Origin of the sequence: Gluconobacter sp. (assembly GCF_047722525.1) — a bacterium.
Classification (GTDB): domain Bacteria; phylum Pseudomonadota; class Alphaproteobacteria; order Acetobacterales; family Acetobacteraceae; genus Gluconobacter.
The window spans coordinates 1-12,149 of sequence record NZ_JBDNYY010000040.1; the positions used below are offsets into that span (position 1 = coordinate 1).

The 12,149-nt window shown below is 51.8% G+C and carries 12 protein-coding genes and 1 pseudogene; 6 read left to right on the top strand and 7 right to left on the bottom strand.

Annotation, left to right across the window (positions count from 1 at the left end; translation table 11 throughout):
• The 3 genes and pseudogenes from ABF859_RS14755 to ABF859_RS14765 all read left to right on the top strand — a co-directional run.
• Positions 1-362 (top strand): annotated as a pseudogene (locus ABF859_RS14755) (O-antigen ligase domain-containing protein); the annotation flags it as partial.
• 237 nt (positions 363-599) lie between these two features.
• Complete coding sequence (locus tag ABF859_RS14760; RefSeq protein WP_415528403.1) at positions 600-818, top strand: hypothetical protein; 219 nt, start codon at positions 600-602, stop codon at positions 816-818.
• Between the two features lie 42 nt (positions 819-860).
• The gene (locus ABF859_RS14765) at positions 861-1,445 is read left to right on the top strand and encodes a hypothetical protein (RefSeq protein ID WP_415528404.1); all 585 of its coding nucleotides are present in this window, start codon (positions 861-863) and stop codon (positions 1,443-1,445) included.
• Positions 1,446-2,883: 1,438 nt separating this feature from the next.
• Here ABF859_RS14765 and ABF859_RS14770 read toward each other — a convergent pair.
• The 3 genes from ABF859_RS14770 to ABF859_RS14780 all read right to left on the bottom strand — a co-directional run bounded on the left by ABF859_RS14770 (position 2,884) and on the right by ABF859_RS14780 (position 4,347).
• The gene (locus ABF859_RS14770; protein WP_415528405.1) at positions 2,884-3,309 is read right to left on the bottom strand and encodes an OB-fold nucleic acid binding domain-containing protein; all 426 of its coding nucleotides are present in this window, start codon (positions 3,307-3,309) and stop codon (positions 2,884-2,886) included.
• Positions 3,310-3,580: 271 nt separating this feature from the next.
• Positions 3,581-3,949, bottom strand: a complete 369-nt coding sequence (locus ABF859_RS14775; protein WP_415528406.1) for a hypothetical protein — start codon at positions 3,947-3,949, stop codon at positions 3,581-3,583.
• Between the two features lie 125 nt (positions 3,950-4,074).
• Positions 4,075-4,347 carry a hypothetical protein gene (locus ABF859_RS14780; RefSeq protein ID WP_415528407.1) on the bottom strand — a complete coding sequence of 91 codons (273 nt, stop codon included), beginning with the start codon at positions 4,345-4,347 and terminating at the stop codon, positions 4,075-4,077.
• 353 nt (positions 4,348-4,700) lie between these two features.
• On the opposite strand from ABF859_RS14780, the gene ABF859_RS14785 reads away from it, so the two are divergent.
• Together ABF859_RS14785 and ABF859_RS14790 are read left to right on the top strand one after the other, a co-directional pair.
• Positions 4,701-4,940: a hypothetical protein gene (locus ABF859_RS14785; RefSeq protein WP_415528408.1), complete on the top strand. Its 240-nt coding sequence runs from the start codon at positions 4,701-4,703 to the stop codon at positions 4,938-4,940.
• 276 nt (positions 4,941-5,216) lie between these two features.
• Positions 5,217-5,843, top strand: a complete 627-nt coding sequence (locus tag ABF859_RS14790) for an SOS response-associated peptidase (protein WP_415528409.1) — start codon at positions 5,217-5,219, stop codon at positions 5,841-5,843.
• 13 nt (positions 5,844-5,856) lie between these two features.
• Here ABF859_RS14790 and ABF859_RS14795 read toward each other — a convergent pair whose 3' ends face one another.
• From ABF859_RS14795 to ABF859_RS14805, 3 genes are all read right to left on the bottom strand, one after another.
• Positions 5,857-6,951 carry a hypothetical protein gene (locus ABF859_RS14795; RefSeq protein ID WP_415528410.1) on the bottom strand — a complete coding sequence of 365 codons (1,095 nt, stop codon included), beginning with the start codon at positions 6,949-6,951 and terminating at the stop codon, positions 5,857-5,859.
• Positions 6,952-6,956: 5 nt separating this feature from the next.
• Positions 6,957-7,364, bottom strand: coding sequence for a hypothetical protein (locus ABF859_RS14800; RefSeq protein ID WP_415528411.1), 408 nt, complete (start codon positions 7,362-7,364; stop codon positions 6,957-6,959).
• 291 nt (positions 7,365-7,655) lie between these two features.
• Complete coding sequence (locus tag ABF859_RS14805; protein ID WP_415528412.1) at positions 7,656-8,285, bottom strand: hypothetical protein; 630 nt, start codon at positions 8,283-8,285, stop codon at positions 7,656-7,658.
• A gap of 277 nt (positions 8,286-8,562) precedes the next feature.
• Here ABF859_RS14805 and ABF859_RS14810 point away from each other — a divergent pair, with 277 nt between their 5' ends.
• Entirely contained in the window at positions 8,563-9,762 is a 1,200-nt protein-coding gene (locus ABF859_RS14810) for a Fic family protein (protein WP_415528413.1), read from the top strand.
• Positions 9,763-10,127: 365 nt separating this feature from the next.
• Here ABF859_RS14810 and ABF859_RS14815 read toward each other — a convergent pair whose 3' ends face one another.
• Positions 10,128-12,125, bottom strand: coding sequence for a TonB-dependent receptor (locus ABF859_RS14815; RefSeq protein ID WP_415528414.1), 1,998 nt, complete (start codon positions 12,123-12,125; stop codon positions 10,128-10,130).
• Between the last annotated feature and the right edge of the window lie 24 nt (positions 12,126-12,149).

The following is a 12,149-nucleotide window of genomic DNA, read 5'->3' on the forward strand; positions in this document are numbered from 1 at the left end:
GTGTTCAGCACACCCATAATCATGTGCTCGAAGCCGCCACCAACAGTGGATTTCCAGGAGCCGTTCTGTTCATCGCAATGATCGGAAGCTGGTGGCGTGTTCTGGGACGAACCGCCAGACGGCAGGTCGGTCTTTCCGCACCGGAGATTGCCTGGCGTGTCGGTCTCTTCGGGGCTGCTGTCCTGCATGAGTGGCCTCTGTCGTCGCAAAGCGCTTTCCTGAACATGCCGCTTGGCGGGATTGCCTTTCTGCTTCTGGGGGCAGGGCTGGCAGAAGCCGTCAGAGATCTGAAGGCGGATCGCCCTGACGTCGAAGAGACTGCTCGCGGCGCTTTAACTCTTTCTCAACGGCCTCGCGAATAAACTCCGCCATGCCCCCCTGTCCGACAAGACGGACGATCCGCTCTCGCGCGGAGGAATTCAGGCGCACGGATGTGAGTTTGATATCGAGTGGTGGTCTTCCCATGAACTCTCGCTACACGGCAGGGGGGCACAGTGTCAATTTGATAATAACCGAAATCGCTTATTGACGAATAAGAGCAATCGGTTATTACTTTTCCTAACGCAACATACTGTGTCCCCGTTTGTCAGGCGGGGACCGTGATCGACAGGTCCGTCATGACACTGAAAGCCATTTCAAAAACACTTTTCTCCAGCTCTGCCCTTCTGCTTCTGGCGGCCTGCAGCAGCGGGATGCCCGCGCCTGAGCCCGTGCTGCTCAGTCAGTTCAACCAGAATACGGACCGTTTTGGCGTTGTCAGCACGGTCGGTAAGGCTGAGGGCACGATCCAGAAGAACGGTCGGTCCTGCGATATCTAAAAGATTTACACGACCGGCCTGACGGCTGGGGGCCGTGCGGCCATGAAGGCGGGTGAAGTTGTCACCAGTGTTGCCACCCTGGGGTTGGCGCAGGTTATCTGGGCGCCAGTGAAGGCTGGAACCCGTCCGCAGTTGCACACGGTTCTGTTCTGCTTTGGCAGTAACGACAAACTTGTCGACATCTATGACAAGGATCCGACGGATTCCACCGGCCCCGATCATCTGATCATTAACCGCACAGCTTACAGCACGCCTGTTGTCGCGGCACCGGCTGCACCGTCTCTTCAGGCGGAGGTGACAGCGCAGCCTGGTCAGCCTGTGAGCGTCACACCGGTTGCTGTTGCGCCTGCGCCTGTTGAAGCCACGGCGCCCGCTCCGGGTGCACCGACCACAACGGCCGATGGTGCACCAATCATCTATGAAAAGGCCGTTGCGCCGAAGGCGGCGGAAGCAGCCGGTGCGATCAGCCTGGATAACATGGCCCAAGAGGCAACGACCGGGCTGCAGCAGGTTCAAACAGGCAACGCCAAAGTTCAGGCGGATGCAACTGCAGATGATCTGAATTCAATCAGCTCGCAAAAGGCTGTGGCCGCCAATCAGGCGGTATTGTCTGGCAAGGGGAAGTGAACGTCCCCATCTGCCAGCACTATGTGACGATTGTGGTCTGGCCTACGGCCCCTTTTTAGGTAATAGGTGTCTGGGAAGGTGGCGGAGCTGCACGACCCATGAGTTCGGGGATATCCAAGACACATTAGTGGGCCGCCTCTTCGTGATCTACGTTCCTTTCTTTCAAGGATGTGTCATAGGGCGTTTGTAAATCTGGGCATCGCCATGCTGAGCCAAATCGCTGATGAAGATGTCGGGAAACTAGTAATTCTGCCGCATCTACCAAACTGTAAGGGTTTGTCGCTAGCGTTAGTGTAAAGTTGGTTTGGGAAACACGCTGGTGTCTTAGAGTGACAGGCCCCCTGTCGGAAAGCAAAGGTTTCCCGACATATATGCAGTATTCTAGCTGTGGGATAGCGAAGAGTCGTAAGTCCATTTCATCTCGGACATCCTTACGCCGACTTGCGCTATCGTGATTTTTCCGGGATCAATGCAACAATTATCTCCTTCCAATAAGTTTGTGTACTATATTTAGTTAATTATTTATCGATATCTTATAAAATAGTCTAACTACGACAAGTAGGGTAGTAAACTTAGCTACAGTTGACACGCAAGAGCGATAGAACACTCTCATATCTTCGCTTTGAGTTGAATTTATTCTTTTTAAGTCGCAATATTCAATAAAAGAATTCTTCCCAAAACCAATAGTTACTTTTTTAGAACTTGACCCATAGAATATTAATGCCGAAAAACTAAATGAAATTATAAAGAATAAAATCACATATGCAGAAATAAGAAGATTATTATGATAATGTTGCCTTAATACAAAGTAAACATCAAAAGACATAATAATAGTTATAATAAGTAGAGCATTTCTATCGTAAATTTTTCGGACTTGTTCACGCCTTGGAACGTTATTTTTACCAAACTCAATAATGGAATTATTAGAAGATAAGGCAAGAGACCATGTCAAAACAAAAAATGTAGTTAGTATACTTACGATCTCTCTTCTTGAACGATAAAATACCTCAATAAGACCGCGCTTTGCGTCTGGTTTCATATCAGGACCTAATAATAATACGAATATGTTAATTAAATAACTTTTAAGTATTAATGAGACGACACAAATAAGAAGTATCGCGTAAAATAATTTTGTATGTTCCTTATGGAATTTTCTTATTATAAAAATAAAAAAACCAAAGAATTTTTCTAAGATTGATCGATCAAAATTTAATGCCTCCTTATAACAATTGAATATAATTCTTACTTTGTTCCACATATATATTCTTTCTGGCTGAGAATAATTATTTGCGCAAAAACGTCACGCGCTTATTCCAGCATGAAAATGGCTGTATGACAAACATCTTATAGTTTGCAGAGAACAAAGATATTCTCCCATGCCTTCCGGAAAAGGTTTAGCCGACACCGAGATTTGGATCAGCCGAGACGGCGCTCTTCTCTACCGAAAGTCCCGTGCTTTGAGCAGCTCCGATCCCTGAAGCAACGGTGCCCTGTCTTCCAGACTGAGCACAACGACATGGATCACATCGCCTTCCTTCTGAAGCCTGCCCTTACAGTCCATAAGAGGAGACGCGAGAAGAGGGCGGCGGTATTTCTCCTGCACATCTTTCCAGACAATCAGATTGGCCGTTCCGGTCTCGTCCTCGATCGTGACGAACATGGTGCCGTTCGCCGTCCCTGGCCTCTGCCGCATCAGCACCAATCCGGTGAGCTGGATCCGGCGCCCATCTCGTAGGTGCGGAAGATCCCCGCAACGAACGATCCCTTCTTTTCGCAGGCCCTCCCGTAGAAACGCGACCGGATGCCCGTTCAGACTGAGACCAGTAGCCCGGTAATCCTCATGCATCCCGGCTCGCTCTGACATTTGCGGCAAGGTAATCTCCGGCTCGATCACTTCCGGCAGCGGAAAGTTCCGACCCCGATCTGCTGCCTCAAACAACGGCAGGGCGGTATCCGCCAACCCTTTGATTGACCACAGGGCAGCACGGCGCATCTGCCCAAACACCCTTATGTGTTGCTAGCCTGTTATGATGACCTCATGAACGCCCCTGGCCAGGGGCGTTCATGAGGTGAGATACAGCGCTTAACACCTGGTAGCCTGACCACGTTTTCTAGCAGGCTGATCTCGCCTCTCTTCACCGTCTCGAACAGTTGACGGCGGCCCGCTTTCGGGACCACGAACATAAGAAAGAGAGAGTGATATGTCTTCGGAAACCGTCATTGGAATAGATGTGTCCCGAGACTGGCTTGATGGCTTTTGCCTGCCAGAAAACAGGCTGGCCACTGCGCGCGAGCAGAGGCAGAAGCAGGGCGAGGCTGGCCCCGATCTCGAGCGGATCGGGCACCAGGATGTCATGCAGACTGGCGGTTTTGAGGCCGCCGCCCAGATGGTCATCGACCGGTAGCAAGCCTGTTGGCAGCGCCCGGAGTATAGAGTGAGACAGGCTCCGACGCTCCAGGCATCGGACCTGCTCGCGCAGACGCGCCAGCGCGTTCAAAGTCATGACTGTTCTCCTTAACGAGAACAGAAAGAGAACAAACGAACGCGGGACGCAAGTTAATTTTTAAGAGGGATCGCTAGGTAAGACAGCGTCATCTCTCCGCCCAATAGGTTCAAAAGGGCCGCTTATCAGCCCATTTTGAGCGTCGTCAGAGATTCCTTTGCGGTCGTCACTTCGCTGATAAGGGCGACCTCGTTTGATTCTGTCTGCTCCGTCAGCAGGTGCGGAAGATTGTGCACAGCGTCGGCAGCAGCCTCAATGGCCGAGAGCACATGACGATGATCAGGGGAAAGCGCTTCGCTGGATCCGAGCACGCTCTGAGCTTTGGCACGGATGTTCAGAAGAGCGCGGGACAGAAGGTGAGAGGCTTCGGAACGTGCGGTGTTTGTCGGTGTGGTCATGGTCATCTCCGTTAGGGCATCTCAGTCGCTGAGCTGCTACAGACAGACTGTACCGATGACCTGTGTGCGTGTGGCATGAGGCTATCGCATCATCACAAGAACTGGATTGCGGTCGCACCATGGCATGACGAAACTGGCTTTTCGCCCCCTAAGAGTGGGTTCGGGTCGCACTCACATTGGACGCAGATATCCTCATTGGAGGCAGCCACAAGGACTGTTCGCAACATCCGTAGGAGGGGTCTCCAACATGTTCGACAGCACGTGTGCCGCCGCGGACTCACCGACGAGCGGTAGGTCCGATGAAAAGCGAGCAAACCGCTCATACTGTATCAGAGGAGACGCAGATGTCGTCAATGAGCCATATTTCTGACAATGAAGTAAACGAGATCGCCAAGAAAATCGTGAAGGCCGGAGAAGCAAGATATCCGCCTGGAGCCTTTGAAAAGGCGTTTGGAAGCACAGCGCTGCAACTTGCTGGTGAAGGCTATCAGATGCGTCTGGCGCCCGCCGTACAGGCTCTCGGCTTCGAGATTGCTCTTAAGCCCTTTCCGTCGGGTGAAGGCTGCCGAGTGCAAAAGACCAACTCGAAGTAACAGCCTTCGTTCAGCGACAGGGCATAGGAATAATTAGCCAGACAGGCTGTTCCTGGCCGTGGATTTGTGGACAGCCGCCTGCAGGCGGTCACTCACGCCCCCGGGACAGCTCTTGCGAGCTGACCCAGGGGCGCGGCTCTGCCCACAAGTCCACCGCACCAACAACAAAAGACTCTCTATTTCTTCTGAAAAGGAAACAGAGGCACAGCGATCGGTGTTTCTTCTTTGATAGTCTGTCCTGCATGGGACATTCGGCTTCAGAACAGAAGAGCTGTCATGTGTAACCTCTATGCCCAGACGTCCTCACAGGATGAGATCCGCGCTCTTGCGGAGGTTCTCAATGACCATACGGGCAATCTTCCCCTCATGCCGGATGTCTATCCGGATTACGCGGCGCCGATTGTGCGCAACGGGCAGAACGGTCGGGAGCTGGTTCTGGCCCGATGGGGCATGCCGTCGCCGGCCTTTGCCCTGAAAGGCCATAAGGTCGACCGGGGGGTAACTAACATCCGCAATACGGCGTCTCCGCACTGGCGACGCTGGCTGGGCGTTTCGCATCGCTGCGTCGTGCCATTTACGGCTTTCTCGGAACAGGCGCGCCAGGATGACGGGTCGTTTCATCCGGTATGGTTCGCAGCCGACGAGACAAAGCCTCTCCGCTTTTTTGCCGGGATCTGGACGTCCTGGACTTCGGTGCGCAAACTCAAGGAAGGCGAGGTCACGGCCGATCTTTTCGGCTTCCTGACAACGGAAGCAAATGCAGTGGTCGCGCCCTACCATCCCAAAGCCATGCCCGTCATTCTGGAAGACCGGGAAGAGATCGAGACCTGGCTGACGGCCCCCATACCGGACGCCCTGAAACTGCAGAGACCGCTGAAAGAGTCATCCCTTCAGGTTCTCTGAACAGATGAAAAGTCTAACTGGCCGTCTTTCCCTTAAGGCGGGCGATTAGAAGGGAACTTCGCATGATGGCTTCATTCGCCTGATCCATGGCTGCAGCCAGGTCCTCATAATCGAACTGAACCGGATCCAGCCGGGTTATCGGCGGGAGCTGCGCCATCTCGTCCGCCAGGACAGAGTGCGCCGTGAACGGATCATTCTTGCGCGGTCGCCCGCGCTTTCGGCCGGGAGTGGGTCGCTTGGGCGGTGTCACAACGTCGCGGAGAGGGTTCAGTCCGGCAAGACCGAACAGGCGATGAGCCGCCCGGTGCGTAACTTCCACAACAATGCCCCGGTCCTGGAACACGCTGAGAAGCTGCAGCGCGCTTTTCAGCGACATGCCGAGACGATCCGCCAGCATGGACGCGGACACGAGCGGCTGGATCGCCAGCACATTGATCGCCTGGGGTGCGCGCGAATGCCGACGTTGCGCGCCGCATCTTTCAAGCGCCTGCCTTCTGGCTCGCTCCAGCTGGCGCAGAAGGTCGCACGCCTCGCGGATTTCGGCCAGAAGAGCATCGAGCCACCAGCACAGCCAAGGCTCGATCTCCCAAGGGGTTCCTGGCGTGAGTGACTCAATGCCGGTCAGGATCAAAGGCGTCCGGAGAATATCATGGGAGTGCCAGTAGCGGCCTAACGCTGCACAGAAGGGAGCACGGGGACGACTGGACTCCAGCCAGCGATGAAAAGCGATCCCTGCATCGAGGAGAGGTCCCCAACCTGACGACTGCTCGCTCAGAAACGCTTCCGCTTCGGCAATGGCGCTCGCCTGCATCTCATCCGGGCGAGCATACCAACGCCAGATCGTAAAGGCATGAGAGGCAGCATCCACGGTCGTGCCGCGCTCAAAGCTGTCCTGCCCGATTACTCTCGGAACGAGACCGTGGAGTTCAGCGACGAGATACCAGGGATCAATTACCCAGCCATCGACAGCGCCGTGGCGCCGGATGGCGGCCAAGCGTTGTCTAAAGATAACAGCGGGCGCCACTGATGCCCCTCTTAGCGCCTGATCCAGACGCCCCAGCTCAAGACTGAACTGGGTCAGTCTTTCGGCGAACGGGGGAGCAGGCACGTACTCTACGAGGCGTCGTTCTTAGAAACGTCCGAGACATGGGCGTTCCATAAGGGCTCCAGATACTCGACAAGCTCTTTGGGCAGAGGAATGGAATGAGTGGTCTTAATCATCCGGTCGCCCATAGCCTCAATCTGATCCATGGAAAATGGAGGAGCATCCTCTAAGTCTCCGACGAAAACCGGCTCGACCAGCGTCCACTTCAGCCCGCAAGGAGAAGTAAGTGTTTTCTTAGTGTCTGAGTGCTGAAGAAGATCCACGGGCACTGACCTGGAGAGACTGGCCTTCAAAGCCGCAAACGTCCGGAACCCGTGCCGTTTGGAGAGTTGTTCGAGAGCCTGCGTGTAAGACAATGCGCCAGACCGACTTTCCTGTCGGGCCTGCTTTTTGAGCGCTTCAAGAGAAATCGTCATCTGAAATCCTCGACCGGAAGACTGAGTCACAGGGCCTGATTTGCGTCACATTCCGAACGGGAGATTATGACAGTGTGGTTGAGAGACTTTTCCGTTGTTTCACAGGCCGGAAGGCGCGCCATGTCTCTCGCCTTTGGAAAGATAATTAGCATCTTTCATCTAGACTGAACAGGATTACAGTCGGTCGGTCCGACCGTTAATTGGACGGGCGAAGCGTGTATTTGTGATTATGCGTAACAACCTACACCTTTTTTATGTTGCGATTGAGCATCGAAACTGTGTAGCTATTTCTTATGGGTAATATGAGACGGATTCAATTTTACGGACACGGGTTGGATCAACAACAATCCCTTTTTCACGCCTATCCATAGCGTGGGTACCGAAGCCTGATATGATATCCTCCGCACAGATCTCTGCTTTCAACAGCGTTCCGCCGCCCGGATAACTGGTGCATAGTCCGCGGGCGAAAATTTCTGCCTGATCGCGATCGGTAGACCAGTTAAGACCAATGCGACCATCCTCAAATCGTCTTGCCTGCTCACCTCGCCATATAATCAGATCTTGCCCCCGATAGGGCGGCAATACCTGCCACAAGACGGCAGTGAGACCGTTATCATCATCGAAAGCGTCTCGGATAAGATGAGAGCGAGTAGTCCACTCGGTACGAAATGATCCACTGAACACAGTTTGTCTCGCATATATCTCAGCTGCTATTGACCAGACCAATTTCAAATCTCGATACGAGATTGTCTCGAGCGCTTTATCAAAAAACAAAGATTTCCTTTTGACAGACAGGTTATCCTTACAAAGCTTCAAAGCCTCTTCTATGCTCATCGTGGCTGGTTTTTCTTCATTGAAAATGAACACTTTTTCGCAGCCGACAGTCCTGTCTGGAGAGACAAAATCAATTTTTATTAACATTATTATCCCAGAATAATCTGTCTTCTAAACTCTTACGCGCTACGACATTTGGGTTCAATCGGAGTCCGAACAAGGGGGACTAGCTCTCTGAGGCAGTCAGAGTCATGACGACTTAGCTTCGTAGCAAGTCGTCTGTCCATCGTCAGGACAAAATGTTGATCGCATCCATATCCGCGAACCTTTCACACAGGCCCGAAGAGAGAAAATTATTGAAAGTTTTCTGTTATAACCTTTAATAAGATTATCTTTTCAAGTTCTTTGATAAAGGTTTCTGGGCATGAAGCGAACGGAATTATCCGGTGGTGTCCGTGAGCGTCTGGTCCGTCTTCCAGTCCCTTATGAGCATCACTATGGTGTTCTTCCTCTCCCTCTTCCGGAGGAAGGAATTCCTCTTGAAGAAATCACAGCGCTGCATTCCCAAGCCCAGCTGGCATTGGGACAGGCTGGTGAGATTGCGCGCTCTCTTCCAGATCCTTATCAGATCAGTCGTATTCTCAGCCGCCGTGAAGCCGTCAGCAGTTCGGCGATGGAAGGAACCCATAGCACCCTGGATGAACTTCTTATCGCTGACGAAGATGACGATCAGGCAGGGCAGGCGGTTCGACAGGTTCGGGATTACGCGCTGGCTCTGGAGCGGTTCGTGCCATCGGCTCTCATTAAGGGCCGTCAAATTTTTCAGGTCGATCTGATCCAGAACCTGCATCGTAGTGTACTCGGCCATGATGCGTCCTACCGAGATACTCCGGGAGACTTCCGGCTGGAGGTCGTATGGATCGGCGGTAATGGGCACATTGCCTATTCCGTCTATAATCCTCCACCACCGGCTGAAGTCCCTCATTTTCTGGAAGAGACCCTGGATTACATGCGGGAAGACGGGATGCAGATGATGACCCAGTCCTTGATTACCCGAATGGCGTTAGCCCACGCTCATTTCGAGGCTGTTCATCCGTTCCGAGACGGGAATGGTCGCGTGGGTCGGCTCCTGCTGCCTTTGATGATGGCAGCTGAGGGACACGTTCCGCTCTATCTCTCACCGTATATAGAGCTACACAAACAGGCTTATTATGCAGCTCTCAAACAAGCACAGCAGAAACTAAACTGGCTTCCTCTGATCGGCTTTGTATCGAATGCCATTGTTCAAACGGTTCAGGAGTTACGCATCACCCGTGAAGCTCTCAGAACCCTGAACGCTGCATGGTTGATCCGTCGTTCGTTCCGAAAGGGATCAGCAGCGCTACGAGCGCTTGATATCCTTAGGGATTATCCGGTTCTGACGGCTCCACGGCTGGGAACTCTGCTGTCGATTACGCCACCCGCTGCTCACACGGCGATTAGCCAGCTTTGTCAGGCTGGGATCCTGAGAGAACGAACTGGCTATGCCCGCAATCGGATTTACGTTGCAGACGAAGTGCTTGGCATCCTGAACCGACCCTTTGCGGAAGATCCTATAATTCCAGGCTCAGGTACCCAAGTTTAATGCCCTGTCTCTGATTGTGGTCGGCGAGCGAACGGGGGACCTTAAATTTTGTCTTTCGAGTAGTAAAAACTATGTCGTATAATATTTCTTATGCCAACTTATATGTTTTTCGTTTGATCACGATTTGAATTACGCTGCTTGAGATCTGTACCCAAACTTTGCGTCGTAGGGATTAATCCTGTCCAAGGGTAATTAGAGTGATACCATCGCCCACAGGTAGATACAGCCAGCAGTTTAGAACCAAGGCTTTGAAGAACTATTGTTTGATACCATCCGCCTGATTTCCGGCTTTTGGCGCTCTCTTTCTCTCTCGATCCTGTCATGCCAGAAGCAATTGACGACATGACAGGCATCCGCTGCACAAATCAGAAAGAAGTAGAAATGGTTCCGGTCATACTAAACCGTGGAACGAGGTAGAACTGAGCGCCAGTTCCTGTAGCAGAGAGGTTGCCATTCATAAGTCGCACTGCGTTTATATTGGTGCCTACGCCTTCAGCACCACTGCGGACAATAGAGCCTGTGAGGTTCGTAAAATTCAGTCGAATTGTGGGCGTTTTAGCAAAACCCATAGGTTTGAAGTGATACCCTAACGTCAGAGAATTAGTGATGTAACCTGGAATTCTCTGGTCACCCGCCAATGTCACAGACTGCGGGCCTGTATAATGAAGCGTGGCATTGGAGAAAAAGCCTTTGTAGGTATAGGTCACACCGAGGTTTGCCATGACGTGCGGTGCCATGGGGGCCTGGCGTCCTTTAGTGCGGAAGGCGGTAAGGTTGCCGTAAACGTCAGATGCCGCGATGTTCGTGTCCATGCGAGCATTGAGGTACTCAAAGGAAACATAAGGGCTGATGCCATGATAGGGCTGAGCAGCCAGCATGATATCAAAACCACGGATGGTCTGATTGCCTGCATTGACGACGCCGCTTTCGCCGTTACCGAGATAGGTAGAGAGCAGGCGATTGGTGATGTTGTAATTGAACAGATCCAGGTCAAGATTGATGTACTTATCGTTGTAGCGATATCCCAGTTCTTCTTTGATGGAATACTGGTTTTTGGGCATCGTTCCAGACGAAGCACCAACAGAAAGAGCAGATGCGCTAGGCTGACGGAAGTCCCCTTCGGCATTAATATAGATCTGGTGATGACTATTGAAATGATAGCTAATCGAAAAATGTGGCAGGGGGGCTGTGATGTTCTCTCCATGGGCGTTGCTATGAGTAGCAGCGGACATTGTCCAGATATTCGACATCACAAATTTGAAGCCCGCATCAATCTGGAGCTTGTCATTGAGGTATTTTGCTGTGTTTTGAATAAAAAGAGCGTGAGTTTCTGATCCAGAATTACTGCCATAGTTGCTACGTACACCATCGGAATACACAGCATAATTTAAGTTGTCAGGATACGGATTGACGCCATTGGCCTTGGTCACACTGACTGGGAAATAAGCAATAGAGTTAGAATTCTGATACCAGTAGCCGAACGTTAAGTGGTTATGGCGGTCGATATCATAGTTACCCTGTGCCGTGACGCCGACATTCATCGACAGAGTCTGGTTGTAGTAGCTGGTCAGAGGGGTTCCCGCTGCAATAGCCGTACCATCCCTATAAGTATATTCCCCTGCGCTGGCTGTGCCATTGGGGCCACCATCCCAGCCACGTCCCCAGTTATAATAAGGCTTGAGATCGAAGCTCAACTTGTCATTAATAACAGCGTGTATCGGGGCAGTGAGGAATATTTCGTTCCAGATATCGAGGTTGTTCTTCCAGTAGTCATTGTTCTTGGCATCGTATCCTGCAGTATGACCATAACTTTGACCGGTATGCTTAAAGGTATAAAACTGTGAAGATGTGGGGTAGTTATTAACAACGGAATCTTCATTGTTCCAGCTTAGGAAGAAGCGAGCAAAAGATCCATTTTGCCAATCTTTACGCATTCCGAAATCAAGGTGACGACGGTTGTTGATGCCCGCCCCTACCCAAGTCCGGGCATGAGTATTAGAAAAAGAAAGAAAGCTACGTACACCGGTATTACCGATATCTCCGCTCTCAAGACGCAGGAACTCGCGCGACAAGTTGTTAGTTCCGTAGGAGAAATCAGTCATGCCGCCAAATTTGTGCGACGGGTCATGTGTTACCTCGTTCATCACGCCTCCGGCTGCTGCAGTCGCCGGCACGTCAACGGGAGTGGATCCAGGCAGAATACTAACGCTATCGAGGTTTTCGGAATCAATATCTTCGGTCAAATATGTAGCATTCTGAGCAGGTGCGCCGTCAATCAGGAGACCCATATCACTATCGGTCAAGCCACGGTTTTGAATTTGCCCCCCTTGGATTGACGTGCCCCCTTTTTTGTATCCACTCAAAAGGAGAGTTCCGGTTTTTTATGG